This is a genomic window from Jannaschia donghaensis (assembly GCF_001403795.1).
Classification (GTDB): domain Bacteria; phylum Pseudomonadota; class Alphaproteobacteria; order Rhodobacterales; family Rhodobacteraceae; genus Jannaschia; species Jannaschia donghaensis.
This window is the reverse complement of record NZ_CXSU01000005.1, coordinates 82,733-97,093: the sequence shown is the minus strand read 5'-3', so window position 1 is coordinate 97,093 and position 14,361 is coordinate 82,733. Positions and strand designations below refer to the sequence as shown.

Annotated in this window: 15 protein-coding genes; 7 read left to right on the top strand and 8 right to left on the bottom strand. The window is 63.7% G+C overall.

Features of this window, described 5'->3' with window-relative positions; translation table 11 throughout:
• Positions 1–2: 2 nt before the first annotated feature.
• The gene (atpA, locus tag JDO7802_RS00950; RefSeq protein WP_055081825.1) at positions 3–1,541 is read right to left on the bottom strand and encodes a F0F1 ATP synthase subunit alpha; all 1,539 of its coding nucleotides are present in this window, start codon (positions 1,539–1,541) and stop codon (positions 3–5) included.
• Positions 1,541–2,101, bottom strand: a complete 561-nt coding sequence (locus JDO7802_RS00945) for a F0F1 ATP synthase subunit delta (RefSeq protein WP_055081824.1) — start codon at positions 2,099–2,101, stop codon at positions 1,541–1,543. The genes atpA and JDO7802_RS00945 overlap by 1 nt, the downstream gene beginning before the upstream one ends.
• A gap of 627 nt (positions 2,102–2,728) precedes the next feature.
• Between JDO7802_RS00945 and JDO7802_RS00940 the strand changes: the two genes are divergently transcribed.
• Positions 2,729–3,028, top strand: coding sequence for a CBU_0592 family membrane protein (locus JDO7802_RS00940; protein ID WP_055081823.1), 300 nt, complete (start codon positions 2,729–2,731; stop codon positions 3,026–3,028).
• On the opposite strand, the gene JDO7802_RS00935 is transcribed toward JDO7802_RS00940, so the two are convergent.
• On the bottom strand, positions 3,025–3,489 hold the full coding sequence (locus JDO7802_RS00935; RefSeq protein WP_055081822.1) for a GNAT family N-acetyltransferase: 465 nt from the start codon (positions 3,487–3,489) through the stop codon (positions 3,025–3,027). The genes JDO7802_RS00940 and JDO7802_RS00935 overlap by 4 nt on opposite strands.
• A gap of 111 nt (positions 3,490–3,600) precedes the next feature.
• A complete protein-coding gene (locus JDO7802_RS00930; RefSeq protein WP_055081821.1) occupies positions 3,601–4,353 on the bottom strand; it encodes a class I SAM-dependent methyltransferase in 753 nt (250 codons plus the stop codon).
• An 86-nt stretch (positions 4,354–4,439) separates the two neighbouring features.
• Between JDO7802_RS00930 and gloB the strand changes: the two genes are divergently transcribed.
• From gloB to JDO7802_RS00915, 3 genes are all read left to right on the top strand, one after another.
• On the top strand, positions 4,440–5,195 hold the full coding sequence (gene gloB / locus JDO7802_RS00925; protein WP_438501624.1) for a hydroxyacylglutathione hydrolase: 756 nt from the start codon (positions 4,440–4,442) through the stop codon (positions 5,193–5,195).
• A 156-nt stretch (positions 5,196–5,351) separates the two neighbouring features.
• The gene (clpA, locus tag JDO7802_RS00920; RefSeq protein WP_055081820.1) at positions 5,352–7,691 is read left to right on the top strand and encodes an ATP-dependent Clp protease ATP-binding subunit ClpA; all 2,340 of its coding nucleotides are present in this window, start codon (positions 5,352–5,354) and stop codon (positions 7,689–7,691) included.
• Between the two features lie 136 nt (positions 7,692–7,827).
• Complete coding sequence (locus tag JDO7802_RS00915) at positions 7,828–8,751, top strand: M23 family metallopeptidase (protein WP_055081819.1); 924 nt, start codon at positions 7,828–7,830, stop codon at positions 8,749–8,751.
• Here the strand turns inward: JDO7802_RS00915 and JDO7802_RS00910 are convergent.
• Positions 8,748–9,119 (bottom strand): rhodanese-like domain-containing protein, encoded by a 372-nt coding sequence (locus JDO7802_RS00910; RefSeq protein ID WP_055082924.1) that lies wholly within the window; start codon positions 9,117–9,119, stop codon positions 8,748–8,750. The two genes, JDO7802_RS00915 and JDO7802_RS00910, sit on opposite strands and share 4 nt — an antisense overlap.
• A 68-nt stretch (positions 9,120–9,187) precedes the next feature.
• Here JDO7802_RS00910 and JDO7802_RS00905 point away from each other — a divergent pair, with 68 nt between their 5' ends.
• Positions 9,188–9,535, top strand: coding sequence for a RidA family protein (locus JDO7802_RS00905; RefSeq protein WP_055081818.1), 348 nt, complete (start codon positions 9,188–9,190; stop codon positions 9,533–9,535).
• Between the two features lie 63 nt (positions 9,536–9,598).
• Here JDO7802_RS00905 and JDO7802_RS00900 read toward each other — a convergent pair whose 3' ends face one another.
• Genes JDO7802_RS00900 through JDO7802_RS00890 form a run of 3 tightly spaced genes read right to left on the bottom strand, consistent with a single transcriptional unit; the run spans position 9,599 to position 11,387 of the window.
• Positions 9,599–10,504, bottom strand: coding sequence for a DUF3618 domain-containing protein (locus JDO7802_RS00900; protein ID WP_055081817.1), 906 nt, complete (start codon positions 10,502–10,504; stop codon positions 9,599–9,601).
• A complete protein-coding gene (locus tag JDO7802_RS00895; RefSeq protein ID WP_055081816.1) occupies positions 10,504–10,899 on the bottom strand; it encodes a phage holin family protein in 396 nt (131 codons plus the stop codon). The genes JDO7802_RS00900 and JDO7802_RS00895 overlap by 1 nt, the downstream gene beginning before the upstream one ends.
• Positions 10,896–11,387 carry a hypothetical protein gene (locus JDO7802_RS00890; protein WP_055081815.1) on the bottom strand — a complete coding sequence of 164 codons (492 nt, stop codon included), beginning with the start codon at positions 11,385–11,387 and terminating at the stop codon, positions 10,896–10,898. The genes JDO7802_RS00895 and JDO7802_RS00890 overlap by 4 nt, the downstream gene beginning before the upstream one ends.
• A 264-nt stretch (positions 11,388–11,651) precedes the next feature.
• On the opposite strand from JDO7802_RS00890, the gene JDO7802_RS00880 reads away from it, so the two are divergent.
• Both JDO7802_RS00880 and JDO7802_RS00875 read left to right on the top strand, forming a co-directional pair.
• Positions 11,652–12,881 (top strand): putative DNA modification/repair radical SAM protein, encoded by a 1,230-nt coding sequence (locus JDO7802_RS00880; protein ID WP_055081813.1) that lies wholly within the window; start codon positions 11,652–11,654, stop codon positions 12,879–12,881.
• 1 nt (position 12,882) lies between these two features.
• Positions 12,883–14,313 carry a UdgX family uracil-DNA binding protein gene (locus JDO7802_RS00875; protein WP_055081812.1) on the top strand — a complete coding sequence of 477 codons (1,431 nt, stop codon included), beginning with the start codon at positions 12,883–12,885 and terminating at the stop codon, positions 14,311–14,313.
• Positions 14,314–14,361: the final 48 nt, after the last annotated feature.

Here is a 14,361-nt window from a genome sequence, read left to right as displayed (position 1 = left end):
GATCAAGCGTGGGTCTTGGCAAAGTCGTCGATGACGGCCTTCAGCTTGTCCGCATGCTCGCCCTTGATCTTGGGGTCGTCGTTGGAGATCCAGTCGAGGATGTCCTTCTTCTGACCGCGCAGATAGGACAACAGGCCCGCTTCCCACTTGCCGACTTCGTCCACCGGAACCTTGTCGAGGTAGCCGTTGGTGCCCGCAAAGATGACGCAGACGATTTCGGCGTTGGTCAGCGGCGAATACTGCGGCTGCTTCATCAGCTCGGTCAGGCGTGCGCCACGGGCCAGCAACTGCTGGGTGGACGCATCCAGATCGGAGCCGAACTGCGCAAAGGCCGCCATTTCGCGGTACTGGGCCAGCGACAACTTCACCGGGCCGGCAACCGAGGACATCGCCTTGGTCTGCGCCGACGATCCAACGCGCGACACCGACAGACCGGTGTTCACGGCCGGGCGGATGCCCTGATAGAAAAGCTCGGTTTCCAGGAAGATCTGACCGTCGGTGATCGAGATCACGTTCGTCGGAATGAACGCGGACACGTCGCCGCCCTGGGTTTCGATGATCGGCAGCGCCGTGAGGGAGCCGTTGCCCGCCTCGTCGCCCAGCTTGCACGACCGCTCCAGCAGACGCGAGTGCAGGTAGAACACGTCGCCGGGATAGGCTTCGCGGCCGGGCGGACGACGCAGCAGCAGCGACATCTGGCGATAAGACACGGCCTGCTTGGACAGGTCGTCGTACACGATCAGGGCGTGGCGGCCGTTGTCACGAAAATGCTCGGCCATGGCGGTCGCGGCATAGGGAGCGAGGAACTGCATCGGCGCGGGGTCTGACGCGGTGGCGGCGACGACGATCGAATATTCGATGGCCCCCGTCTCTTCCAGACGCTTCACCAGCTGGGCCACGGTCGACCGCTTCTGGCCGATGGCGACATAGACGCAATAGAGCTTCTTGTACTCGTCGTCACCGGCTTCCTTGTTGTAGGACGCCTGGTTCAGGATCGCGTCGAGCGCCACGGCGGTCTTGCCGGTCTGACGGTCGCCGATGATCAACTCGCGCTGGCCACGACCGATCGGGATCATCGCGTCGACGGACTTCAGGCCTGTCGCCATCGGCTCGTGCACCGATTTGCGCGGAATGATGCCCGGTGCCTTTTGTTCGGCCAAGGCGGTTTTGGTGGCACCGATGGGGCCTTTGCCGTCAATGGGGTTGCCCAGACCGTCAACGACGCGGCCCAGCAATTCGTCACCGACGGGCACGCTCACGATGGAGTTGGTGCGCTTGACGGTATCGCCTTCTTTGATGTCCCGGTCGGTCCCGAAGATCACGCAGCCGACGTTGTCGGATTCGAGGTTCAGGGCCATGCCCTGAATGCCGCCCGGAAACTCGACCATCTCGCCGGCCTGGACGTTGTCGAGGCCATAGACACGGGCGATGCCGTCACCGACGGACAGCACGCGGCCAACCTCCGAGACTTCGGCATCCTGACCGAAATTCTTGATCTGATCTTTGAGGATCGCGGAAATTTCCGCTGCCTGGATCGCCATTACCGGACCTCTTTCATCGTATTCTGGAGTGCGTTGAGCTTTGCGCGGACCGACGTGTCGATCATCTGCGAGCCGATCTTGACCACCAGACCACCGATCAGGTGGTCGTCGATGGTGACATCTAGATTCACGTCCTTGCCCGTCGACGTCTTGAGCGCCGAGATCAGCTTGTCGGACTGTGCCTTCGTCAGGGCCTTTGGCGCGCGCACCTCGGCGGTGACCTCACCGGCGTCCACGGCCAGCATCCCGCGCAGGGCGACGATCATCTGCGGCACGACGAACAACCGGCGCTTGGAGGCCATCAGCTTCAGCGTGTTTGCCAGCACCGCGCCCAGACCCATTTTTGCGGCCACGGCGGCGATCGCGTTGCCCTGCTCTTCGCGGGTGAGAACCGGCGAGGTAAGCATATCGCGCAACTCCGGCGAGGCCTTCATGGCGTCGTCCAGGTCCGACACGTCGGCTGCCAGGGTCTTGAGATCACCGCTGTCGCGGCTCAGATCGAAGACGGCCTGCGCATAGCGCGCGGCGATCCCCGTGGAAATCGAAGCTGGTTCGGACACGTCCACCCTTTCGACAGTCTCTCGGGTACGACCGCGGTTCGCGGCACCCTGAATAGACCCGTCCCTGACGGGGCCGGATCACGAAATCGCGCTTCCTCTAGCAGAGGGGTTCGCACCCTGCAACAGCGCCCAAACACCGCGACGGCTCCCATTTTCCGAACCGGGCCGCGACATCGTGACACGGATCTCGCCCGGTGTTCGGGCGCGGTCCTTCCGACGCTGACTTGGGGGTCTGACCGATCCACATAGACCGGCACCCAGCCCATCGGCCGCGTGTCGATACGACCCGATCGACGGCCCCACCCAACGTCATTTCCCCGGTGCGGGCGGCCCGGACTGGACGTCACGGAAAAAGCGAGGACGACCGGGTTTCTTCGAACGTCGGGCGGCCATACGATCATTTACACGACCACCGGGGCGACAGCGATAGATGTTGTCTCGTGGCAGAAGTTACCTGGGATGCAGACGTCGGATAGCCTGCGCGGGGGGACGACCGTCACGCCTCGTCCAGGACGCCCATGCGGGATCCACCCGTGGAACGTAAGGATTCCCTTACTCGCACCGACCGTGCCTGGACGGCTAGAAAGGAGGCAGATCGAATGCGCCCGTCCAGCAGGAACCGACACCATGATCACCGACATGATATTCGCACTGCCGGAGCCGACGCTGCAGCATGTCGGCCTGTCGGGGGCGTTTCTCTATATGATGACGTTCGCGCTGTTGGCGTTGGGTATCCTGTCGGGCGACTCGATCAAGTATTTCATGATGAACCTGACGGCGGCCTCTCTCGTCCTCGTCTCGCTGAGCCAGTCGTTCAACGCCGCCTCTCTGGTGATCCAGCTGTTCTGGATCGTCGTGAGCGTCATCAGCATCGTGGTGCGCCTGCGTCGCAACCGGCCAAGCAACCGGTTGCGACGCCTCGGCTAAAGCGTCTTGGCAAAGCTGATGCGGGCGACGTCGTCGCCGTAGTACCCCGGAACGCGTCCAACCTGCTGATACCCGCATGCGCCATAGAATAAACGCGCCGCGACATAATCGTCGGCATCTGCGGTATCGACCAAGATCATGCGTCCTCCGACCGCCGCGACCCGCCCTTCGACCGCGGCGAGAAGCGCCGATGCGATCCCCTGTCGCTGCCGCTCCCGCGCCACGGCGATGAACAGCATGTTCCAGACATTGTCGGACATCACCTCGGGCGTCACCATCGCCGCGCCGCCCCCGCCTTCGGCAATCAGCCACAGCGTCGCTTCGTCCGGGTCGCCCGGGCACCAAGCGTCGAAGCTTTGGGCGAAGACTGGAATTTCTGCGGACAGGAACAGCCCGCTGGACTGCGCGACGCGCAGGATCTCGGCGCGGTCGTCGGCGCGCGCTTCATGAATATCGATCATGTGATGTATCTTTCGATCAGGACTATGGCCCGCGCCGAACCTCGGCAACGGTCAGGCGGATCACGCCGCAGATCGAAACAGGACGACCGTCGGGTCAGCTGCGGCGATTCGTCAACCGCTGCGCCCTGCCGCCACAGGCTCGGGCACGCCTTCCAGCACGCGCAGGGGTTGGCGCACTCGCGCGGCGAGACCGGTGCGCGGCCGTGCTGGAACTTGCTTTGACACCTCCAGCAGAATCACGCCGCCGCCGCCGGACCGCGACAACCGCTGACCCAGCCGTTCCAGCCAGCCACTGACCCGCAGCCAGAATTTTCCGTCACTGGGCGGCGCGAAAAGCGCGGCGGCGTGACGTTCCGGGATCAGCCCGGCCTTCTTGACCTGCGCCTCCAACTGGCCCAGCGAATAGGGCCGGCCATAGCCGAAGGGCGTCCCGTCGCGCCGCGCCCAGAGACCCGAGCGGTTGGGCACGATGAAGATCGCGCGCCCTCCCGGCCCCAGCACGCGGCAACATTCTTCCAGCACGGCGGTGGGATTTTCGGACGTCTCAAGCCCGTGCAGCAGCACCAGCTTGTCCACCGCCCCGGTCTCCAGCGGCCACAGGGTTTCCTCGACCAGGACGGACACGTTGGCCGTGCCGGCGGGCCAGTGCATGACACCTTGCGGTCCGGGCATCAGACCGATCACCCGGCGGGCCCCTGCCAGATAAGGCCGCAAAAGGGGTACGGCGAACCCGAACCCAACAACGGTCTGCCCCTTGGCCTCCGGCCATAAAGCAATCAATCGGTCGCGCACGGCCTTCTGTGCGGTCCGGCCCAGCCGCGTGCGGTAATAGAATTGCCGCAAATCCAGCACGTCGAGATGCATTGAACGTTGCCCCTGATCATCTAGCTGTCATGCTACCCGGAGTGGCGGAGATTACCATGACCCAGATGACCGACAGCCTGATCGTCGTGCCGATGCTGCGCGACCGCTTTCCCGACCTGCTCGACAACTACGGCTACCTGTTCCGGGCAGGCGACCGCGTGATGTGCATCGACGCGGCCCGCGCAGCCCCCCTGCACGCGGCGGCGCAGGCGCGGGGCTGGATGATTACCGACATCCTTTTGACCCATCACCACCCCGACCACGTGGACGGTGTGGCCGATCTGGTCGCGCTGACAGGGGCAAAGGTCTGGGGACATTCCGCTGACGCACATCGGCTGCCGTATCTCGACCATGGGATCAGTGCCGGCCAAACCATCGACATCGGGGGGGCGACCGCGCGCGTCTGGGACGTATCGGGCCACACGATCGGCCATATCGCCTACATCTTCGACGGTATCGCATTTACCGGCGACAGCCTGATGGCCGCCGGCTGCGGACGGTTGTTCGAAGGTACGGCGGAACAGATGCACGAAAGCCTGTCGCAATTCGCGGACCTGCCCGACGATACGCTGATCGCTTCGGGGCACGAGTACACGCAGACGAATCTGGCCTTCGCGCTCAGCCTTGAACCGGATCATCCCGCGCTTATCTCTCGTAAGACCGAGGTGGACGCCCTGCGGTCGGAGGGCCAACCTTCCGTCCCGTCCACGCTGGGCACGGAACGCCGGACCAATCCGTTTCTTCGAGTGCATGATTCCGCACTCAAGGACGCGACAGGAACCACCGGACAATCCGACGCACTCACCTTCGCCGCTGTCCGGCGTGCGAAGGATGCCTTCTAACGCGGCGCGGGCCGCCCGAAATGCGACGCCTTCGATCAACAATCGGTCACGGAACGGCGACGGAACACGAAAAAAGCTTGAAGCCACGCGGCTGACAACCAAAACTTAAAGAAACGCGGCCATACTCCCGTGGTCGCATACAGGCAGGAGAGCAGGATGCCCTCATTCTCGAATACCCTTGAGCAAGCCATCCACGCGGCGCTGGCCCAGGCCAACGCCCGCCGTCACGAACTCGCCACGTTGGAGCATCTGCTCCTCGTCCTCATAGACGAGCCTGATGCCGCCCGCGTCATGCAGGCCTGCGGCGTAAAGCTAGACGACCTCAAGAAAACCGTGGAGGAATTCATCGAGGATGACCTCTCCACCCTGGTGACGGACGTCGAGGGGTCGGAAGCGGTGCCCACCGCCGCCTTCCAGCGCGTGATCCAGCGCGCCGCCATCCACGTGCAATCGTCTGGCCGCACCGAAGTGACCGGTGCCAACGTCCTGGTCGCGATCTTCGCAGAGCGGGAGTCGAATGCCGCATATTTCCTGCAGGAGCAGGATATGACGCGCTATGATGCGGTCAACTTCATCGCCCATGGCGTCGCCAAGGACCCAGAATTCGGCGACAATCGCCCCCTCCAAGGTCAGGAAGACGAGAGCGACGGCTTTGGTGATGCGGAACCCTCCGGCGGTCCCAACCCGTCCGAAAACCGAGAGAGCGCGCTGGCGAAATACACCGTCGATCTCAACAAGAAGTCCGAAAAGGGCGACGTCGACAAATTGATCGGTCGCGGCCACGAAGTGGAGCGTGCGATTCAGGTCCTGTGCCGTCGGCGCAAGAACAACCCCCTGCTGGTGGGCGATCCCGGCGTCGGCAAGACAGCCATCGCTGAAGGTCTGGCTCACAAGATCGTGCAGGGCGACGTTCCGGCAGTTCTGTCCGGGGCCACGATCTACTCGCTCGACATGGGCGCGTTGCTGGCCGGCACGCGGTATCGCGGCGACTTCGAGGAGCGGTTGAAGGCCGTCGTGACCGAGTTGGAGGAACATCCCGACGCCGTCCTCTTCATCGACGAGATCCACACCGTGATCGGTGCAGGTGCCACATCGGGTGGCGCGATGGACGCGTCGAACCTGCTCAAGCCCGCGCTTGCGGGCGGCAAGCTGCGCACGATGGGATCGACCACCTACAAGGAATTCCGCCAGCACTTCGAAAAGGACCGCGCATTGGCCCGCCGGTTCCAGAAGATCGACGTGAATGAACCTTCGGTCGACGACACCGTCAAGATCCTGAAAGGTGTGAAGGGGTATTTCGAGGATCACCACTCGATCAAATACACCGCCGAGGCGATCAAGACGGCCGTCGAACTTTCGGCGCGCTACATCAACGATCGCAAACTGCCCGACAAGGCCATCGACGTGATCGACGAAGCTGGCGCGGCGCAGGCGTTGGTGCCCGACAGCAAGCGTCGCAAGACCATCGGTACCAAGGAGATCGAGGATGTCGTCGCCAAGATCGCGCGCATCCCGCCCAAGAACGTCTCCAAGGACGATGCCGAAGTGTTGCGCGACCTGGAAGCGTCGCTCAAGCGCGTGGTCTTCGGGCAGGATGCGGCGATCGAAGCGCTGTCGTCGGCGATCAAGCTGTCCCGTGCCGGTCTGCGCGAACCGGAAAAGCCAATCGGCAATTACCTGTTCGCCGGACCCACGGGCGTCGGCAAAACCGAGGTCGCCAAGCAGTTGGCCGATACCCTAGGCGTTGAAATGCTGCGCTTCGACATGTCGGAATACATGGAGAAGCATGCCGTCTCGCGCCTGATCGGTGCGCCTCCGGGATACGTGGGGTTCGATCAGGGTGGCATGCTGACGGATGGCGTGGACCAGAACCCGCATTGCGTGCTTCTGCTCGACGAGATCGAGAAGGCGCACCCGGACGTGTTCAACATCCTGTTGCAGGTGATGGACCACGGCAGGCTGACCGATCACAACGGGCGCGCGGTCGATTTCCGCAATGTCGTTCTGATCATGACGTCGAATGCCGGTGCGTCCGACGCGGCACGCGAACCGCTGGGCTTCGGTCGCACCAAGCGCGAGGGCGAGGATACCGCCGCAATCGAGCGGACCTTCACGCCCGAATTCCGCAATCGTCTCGATGCAATCATCAGCTTCGGGGCCTTGCCGAAGGACACCATCTTGCAGGTTGTCGAAAAGTTCGTCCTGCAGTTGGAAGCGCAGCTTCTGGATCGCAACGTGTCGATCGAGCTGACCAAGGCAGCGGCTGAATGGATCGCCGACAAAGGCTACGACGACAAAATGGGTGCGCGCCCCCTGGGCCGCGTTATTCAGGAATACGTCAAGAAACCGCTGGCCGAGGAGTTATTGTTCGGCAAGCTCGCCAAGGGCGGTCTGGTCAAAGTAGGCGTTAAGGACGGCAAGCTCGACCTGCGCATCACCGAGCCGGGTCCCGGCAAGATCAGCAACAAGAAGCCGCCGCTTCTGACGGCCGAGTAAGATCGGATCGTTATGTCACCAGAAAGCCCCCGCCCAACGGCGGGGGCTTTTGCTATTCTTCGCCCGAGGTCGCAGGGTCGCTTGACCGCATCTGCAATCCCGCGATCCTGACGGCCCCGAGATACGGAGAAATCTGATGCGCCTGTTTGCCGCCCTCACAATGATCCTCGCCTTCGGCACCGCCGCCATGGCGCAGGACCTGCGCCTTTGTCTTCCGCTCGACTGCACGCTTGGCGAGACTTGCTTCATCCAGCAGTACGTCGATACCGATCCGGGCCCCGGCGCGCGCGATTTCACCGGCGGGCCGCTCAGCTACGATGGCCATCAGGGCACCGACATCCGTGTTCCGGACCGGCAGGCGATGACAGACGGCGTCCCGATCCTCGCGCCGGCGGCGGGCCGGGTGCGCGGGGTGCGCGACGGCGTTCCGGACGGCACCTTCCCCGACGGGCAAGACTGCGGCAACGGCGTTGCTATCGACCACGGCAATGGCTGGGAGACGCAGCTTTGTCATCTTTCCAACGGCTCCGTTCAGGTCGCAGTGGGGGACATCTTGCGGGTGGGTCAGCCCATCGCAGAAATGGGGATGACCGGTCGCACTCAGTTTCCACATGTACATATCACCGTTCGCCAAAACGGCACTGTCGTCGACCCTTTCACAGCCGACCTTTGGCAGGCCGAACCGGATTACGAACCGGGCGGGCTTCTCAGGATTGGCTTCGCTGATGCCATTCCCGACTATCAGCAAATAAAGGACGGCACCGCAGAGGCGGAAACACTGCCGGTCACGGCCCCCGCCCTCGTGCTTTGGGCCTATATGTTCGGCGGTCGAGAGGGGGACATTATCGAAATGACCGTGACTGATTCCGACGGCCAATCCGTGTTCGAAACCGAGGTGACGCTCGACCGGACACAGGCGCAATTGTTTCGCGCCGCCGGACAACGCCTGTCTGATCCGCAGTGGCAGGCCGGCCGCCATACCGGCACGGTGGTCCTGAAACGCGATGGGGTCACGCTCGACAGCCTCGTGACCGATATTGTTCTGGGGGTGGGCCCCTAGTCCTCCGGCCCTTCGACCGGGCCCCCGGCCTCGATCCACTCGGTCATGCCGCCGCGCAGATGTGCCACCTCGAAACCCATGTCCTGCAAGGTGGCCGCAGCCAATGCCGATCGCCAGCCCGAGGCGCACTGAAGGACATAAGGCCCTGGTCCGGCAAAGACTTCACGGTGGTAAGGCGATGTCGGATCCCACCAGAATTCCAGCATACCGCGCGGCGCGTGGACCGAACCGGGGATCTTGCCCTTCGCCCGTTCGCGGACGTCGCGGATGTCCACGATTACCGCATCGGGCGAAGCCTTCAATCGCGCCGCGTCCCACTCCTCGATCCGCGTGCGGGCCGCCGCAACCATGTCTTGTGCTGTTTTCATGGGACCGACGTTGACGCGCCCGTTCGCCGCGCGCAACCCTTTCAATCCAATCATGCCCAGAGGCCAAGATGACCGAGATTACCCGACACCACACGACGCCGCGCATGAGCCAGATCGTCCAGCACGGCGACACCGTATATCTGGCCGGCCAAATCGGCGAGGGCGCGACCGTCGCCGAGCAAACGCAGTCCTGCCTAAATAAGGTCGACGCGCTTCTGGCCGAGATCGGCCTCGACAAGACCCGCATCCTGCAATCGACGATCTGGTTGGCTGACATGGCCGATTTCGCGCAAATGAACGACGTCTGGGATCATTGGGTCGCCGAAGGTCATGCCCCGGCGCGTGCCTGTGGGGAGGCAAAGCTGGCGCGTCCCGATTTTCTGGTGGAAGTTTTGGTGATTGCAGCCCGGAGGTGATAAATTGAAAAACGGCGCGCCCCGCAGGGAACGCGCCGTCGTTTCGTCACGGCTTTCGACGGATCAGTTGACCGATCGTTCCGGCGATCCATCGACATCCTTGGCGGCAGATTTCAAACTGCTTGCCGCGGTATCGAGCGTCTCTTCCGCCAGGGCTTCGGCCTGCGCCCGCAGTTTGGCGGCCTCTGAGCGGTAGATGCGCTCCGCTTCCATCATGGCGCGGTCGCGCGCGGCCCCCAGGTGGCGATCCTCGGTCCGCGTGCGCGGCAGCAGGGCACCGGCAAGCGCCCCAATCCCGAACGCGACGAGCGCGCCCATCAGGGGCTGACTGTTGAAGGCTTCTTTTCCGGCCATGCCGTAGTCGCGGGCACGGGCCTCCAGACGTTGTTCTGCGGCAATCGCGGCTTCACGCGCGGCAATCACGCGGTCACGGGCGGCATCGGTCATCATTTCGGTTCCTTCCATCAGGCGGTCGCGCAAGGAGCGTTTGCCCCGCGCGGATCGGGTTTGGGACGTGGCCGGCGGAACGGCACTGGCGTGCACTGCCGGATCGTATGTGTCATCTTCGGCGCGCGCGACGCGGCGCTCGAAGCTTTCGTCGGGCTGGGTTCGGCGAAACCCCGACACCTTCGTGTAGTCACGCTCATCGTATCCGACGCGGGGCCGGTTGCGCACCGCACTGGGACGCCGATCGGTGAGCAATGCGGGATCGTGGACCTTTTTGGCCGGGCCCGCGAAAAGCCATGCGACACCGGCCCCCGTCAAAGCCAACGCCATCGGATTCGCGCGTGCCTGACGCAAGGCGCTGTCGGCAACATCGCCGCCATTTTCGCGCAGCAAGGCACTGACCCGATTGACGATCGCGTCTGGGGAAATCTGGCGCTGCAACTCGTTCAGCGACCGCGAAAGCGCGACGCGTTCCTTTTCGATGTCACGTTCGATGTCGTCGGATGTCATCTGATCGGCCATCACAACGTCTCCTTCACGGCTTCGGCGTCGCGACGGACGTTTTTGGCGGTGCGCGTCGGGGCGAGGCTGACGAGCTTCAGATCGCGCACACCCTTGGCCACCATGCCGCCAGCAACCGCCGCGAAGATGACCCCGACCAGCAGAGCGGACCATCCAGGCTCAAGGCCAAGACGGGTCACGCCCGCCACAAGCGCGCCAGCCAGCACATTCAACGCGACCAGAGCGACGATGAGCGCCCCGACCAGCAGGCCGACGGCCACAGCAGCGCGGTTCAGATTTTCCGACATTTCGGTACGGGCCAGATCGAATTCCTTACGGACCAGTGTCGCCACGTGGGTCAACACATCCCCGATCAATCCCGCCGGGCCTTTGCGGCTGGAGGATTGGTCGGTCATGCGCGCCCCCCATTTTCCGACGCCTTGAGCAGACGCGCGGCGGCAAAGCCCAGAAGGGCGGCACCGCCCAGAACGACGGCCGGATTGCGACGGGCAAAATCGGTGGCATCGCGCGCAATGCTGTCCAGGTCCTGCGCGCGGATCCGGTCCGCCGCTTCGATCAGGTTGTCGGCAAGGTAGTCCGCCGCCTGCGCCTGGTAGCTTTCGGGGCCGAATTCACGTCCGGCGCTCCGAATATTCGCGGCCGTGTCATCGATGCGTTGCGTGGCCTCACCCTTGACGTCTTCGACGCGGGCATCGGCTGCCGCGCGTGCTTGGTCGGCGATCTTGGCGGCTTCGGCCTTGGCCTTCGCCTTCAGGTCGGACCCGGTGTCTTCGGACACATGCGCCGTCGCGGACGACGTGGTGGAGGCGACGCCGACGGGGGTTTCCGCCACGCCAGCTGTGCCGGTTTCGGTTTTCTTGCGGTTGGGGGTCGGGGTCGTCATGGAATTCTCCTTTGATACGTCAGATCGGATGGGGATGTGATCAGGCGACGAAGTTGATCACTGCAACGACGACGACGACCACACCGATGATGTAGAAGATGCTGTTCATTCGATTGCTCCGTATGATGTTGCGCATTCGCCCGTTCGGTCGATTGACGAAGCGCAAGGCCTCGTTGATCTGATCCCCAACGTCGATCGTGGCTGAGATGTTCCGTCGCATCTTCGGGCCTTGCTGCGCACGGGCCTGGAACATATAGTGAACGAATGGCAAAGATGACAATTCAGGATAAACTCGCGCTGCTGTCGGATGCGGCCAAGTACGATGCCAGTTGCGCATCGTCGGGCACGACGAAGCGCGGCTCCCGCGATGGCAAGGGGCTGGGCTCGACCACGGGGTCGGGCATCTGCCACGCCTATGCGCCCGATGGGCGGTGCATCTCGCTGCTCAAGATCCTGATGACGAATTACTGCGTCTACGATTGCGCGTATTGCATCAATCGGGTGTCGTCGAACGTGCCGCGCGCGCGGTTCACCGTGGAGGAGGTGGTGTGGCTGACCATCGAATTCTACCGGCGCAACTATATCGAGGGCCTGTTCCTATCCTCGGGCATCGTCAAATCGTCGGATTACACGATGGAGGAGATGGTGCGCATTGCCGAAAAACTGCGCGCCGACGGCTTCCGCGGCTACATCCACCTCAAGACGATCCCCGAAGCCTCCCCAGAGTTGATCGAACGCGCGGGCCTGTCCGCAGACCGTCTGTCGATCAATGTAGAGCTTCCCACCGACGCCAGCGTTCGCGCCTATGCCCCCGAAAAAGATCCGGCCGGCATTCGCGACGCGATGGGCAAGGTCCGCCTGACCAAGGAAGACTACGCTGAGAAGTCTTTCACCGGGCGCCGGCGGGGCAAATTCGCGCCGGCCGGACAAAGCACGCAGATGATCGTCGGGGCCGATGCCGCCGACGATGCCGACATTCTGGGTACCGCGAACAAGCTGTACGGGGCGTACGGATTGAAACGGGTGTATTATTCCGCCTTCTCGCCCATCCCCGATGCCAGCGCGGTCCTGCCCCTGGTCGATCCGCCGCTGATGCGCGAACACCGGCTCTATCAGGCCGACTGGTTGCTGCGCTTCTACGATTTCGGGCTGGACGAGATCATCACACGCGACAACGGCGGAATGTTGGACCTCGACGTCGACCCCAAGCTTGCGTGGGCGCTGGCCAATCGCGACCGTTTTCCCGTCGACGTGAACCGTGCGGCCAAGGAAGACCTGCTGCGCGTCCCCGGCTTCGGCACCAAGATCGTTCAGCGCATCCTGTCGTCCCGCCGCAACGGGGCGCTCGCCCTCGAAGATATTCGCCGCATGGGCGGACGCATCAAGCAGGCATCGTCCTTCGTCGTCGCGCGCGGCCACACACCGGGTCAGATGCTGGACGGGGCCAACCTGCGCGCCCGGTTCGTCAAGCCGCAGCAGATGGAGCTGTTCTGACGTGTACGCGCCGCGCCTGCCGCGCATCGGCACCTATGCCGCATGGCGCGAAACCGCGCGGCGGCTGGCACGGGCGGACGTGCCCGCAGCACAGGTGGACTGGGGCCTTGCGGGCGACGATGCGTCGATGTTCGACGCGCCCCTGCCCATTGGTCCACTGTCAGTTGAACGCGGCGATCTGAAGGTTCCCGCCAGCTTCGCCGACCTCAGCCGCAGCCTGATCCCCGAACGCTCCGGCAAGGGGATGACGCTGGCTTACGTCCTCTTGATGCGGTTGCAGGCGGAGCCGGGCCTTCTGTCCAACCGCGCCGATGCCCAGGTGGCACAAGCGCGCGACATCGCCAAATCCATCCACCGCGATCTGCACAAGATGCACGCCTTCGTGCGCTTCCGGGAAGTCGGTCAGGCGGACGGCAGGCGGCGGTTCGCGGCCTGGTTCGAACCGACCCACCGCATCGAGGAACCGACGGCGGATTTCTTCGTGAACCGTTTCGGGGACATGGACTGGGCCATCGTCACGCCCGAGGTCACGATCCGCTATCAGGATCGCACCCTGACGCTGCACGAGATCGAGAGCCAACGCCCCGACGCCGACGATCCGCTGGAGCAGCTTTGGACGACATATTACGCGAACATCTTCAATCCCGCCCGGCTCAAGCCAGACGCCATGCGGGCCGAGATGCCCAAGAAGTATTGGAAGAACCTGCCCGAAGCGGCGCTTATTCCCGATCTGATCGCCGGCGCGCGCGCGCGCAGCCAGGCCATGCAGGATGCCGCGGCCACCACGCCCCGACAGGGCCGGCGCGTCGACCAAACGACACCCGCGCCGATGATACACCGCCCCGTCAGCCTTCCGACGTTGCACGCGGAAATTCACGATTGCACAAGGTGCCCCCTGCACGGGCCAGCGACGCAGGCGGTCCCCGGCGAAGGTCCGCGCGACGCGCGCCTGATGATCGTCGGCGAACAGCCTGGCGATCGGGAGGATATCGAAGGGCGACCCTTTACCGGCCCCGCCGGGCAGTTGTTCGACCGGCTGGCCGACGATGCGGGGCTGGATCGGCAGGCCAGTTACGTCACCAACGCCGTCAAACATTTCAAATTCGTCCAGCGCGGCAAGCGCCGCATTCACCAAACCCCGAACGCCGGAGAGGTGAACGCCTGCAGATGGTGGCTTGACCGGGAGCTTGCGACCGTCGACCCCGAACTGGTTCTTGCCCTCGGGGCCACGGCGCTCCACGCGTTGACGGGCGACGGGCGCGGACTTCTGAAGCGGCGCGGCGGAGTGGAACGGACCAAGGACGGTCGCCCGCTGTTGGTAACGCTGCATCCCAGCTATCTGTTGCGACTGCCGGACCCGGCGGCACGGGCAGAGGCGACGCGGAATGTTACCGCGGATTTGACAAAAGCACTCCATCTGCTTAATAATTAGGCGCTTGCGGTGGAAATGCTGCAGTTGCGAACGCGCCGCCGGCAGAAT

What these genes read in the sequence shown, in the direction of transcription:
- clpA (WP_055081820.1), top strand. Translation starts at nt 5,352, where the DNA reads ATGCCCTCATTCTCGAATACCCTTGAGCAAGCCATCCACGCGGCGCTG.
- JDO7802_RS00895 (WP_055081816.1), bottom strand. Translation starts at nt 10,899, where the DNA reads ATGACCGACCAATCCTCCAGCCGCAAAGGCCCGGCGGGATTGATCGGG.
- JDO7802_RS00940 (WP_055081823.1), top strand. Translation starts at nt 2,729, where the DNA reads ATGATCACCGACATGATATTCGCACTGCCGGAGCCGACGCTGCAGCAT.
- JDO7802_RS00900 (WP_055081817.1), bottom strand. Translation starts at nt 10,504, where the DNA reads ATGGCCGATCAGATGACATCCGACGACATCGAACGTGACATCGAAAAG.
- JDO7802_RS00910 (WP_055082924.1), bottom strand. Translation starts at nt 9,119, where the DNA reads ATGAAAACAGCACAAGACATGGTTGCGGCGGCCCGCACGCGGATCGAG.
- JDO7802_RS00930 (WP_055081821.1), bottom strand. Translation starts at nt 4,353, where the DNA reads ATGCATCTCGACGTGCTGGATTTGCGGCAATTCTATTACCGCACGCGG.
- JDO7802_RS00905 (WP_055081818.1), top strand. Translation starts at nt 9,188, where the DNA reads ATGACCGAGATTACCCGACACCACACGACGCCGCGCATGAGCCAGATC.
- JDO7802_RS00890 (WP_055081815.1), bottom strand. Translation starts at nt 11,387, where the DNA reads ATGACGACCCCGACCCCCAACCGCAAGAAAACCGAAACCGGCACAGCT.
- JDO7802_RS00935 (WP_055081822.1), bottom strand. Translation starts at nt 3,489, where the DNA reads ATGATCGATATTCATGAAGCGCGCGCCGACGACCGCGCCGAGATCCTG.
- JDO7802_RS00880 (WP_055081813.1), top strand. Translation starts at nt 11,652, where the DNA reads ATGGCAAAGATGACAATTCAGGATAAACTCGCGCTGCTGTCGGATGCG.
- JDO7802_RS00915 (WP_055081819.1), top strand. Translation starts at nt 7,828, where the DNA reads ATGCGCCTGTTTGCCGCCCTCACAATGATCCTCGCCTTCGGCACCGCC.
- atpA (WP_055081825.1), bottom strand. Translation starts at nt 1,541, where the DNA reads ATGGCGATCCAGGCAGCGGAAATTTCCGCGATCCTCAAAGATCAGATC.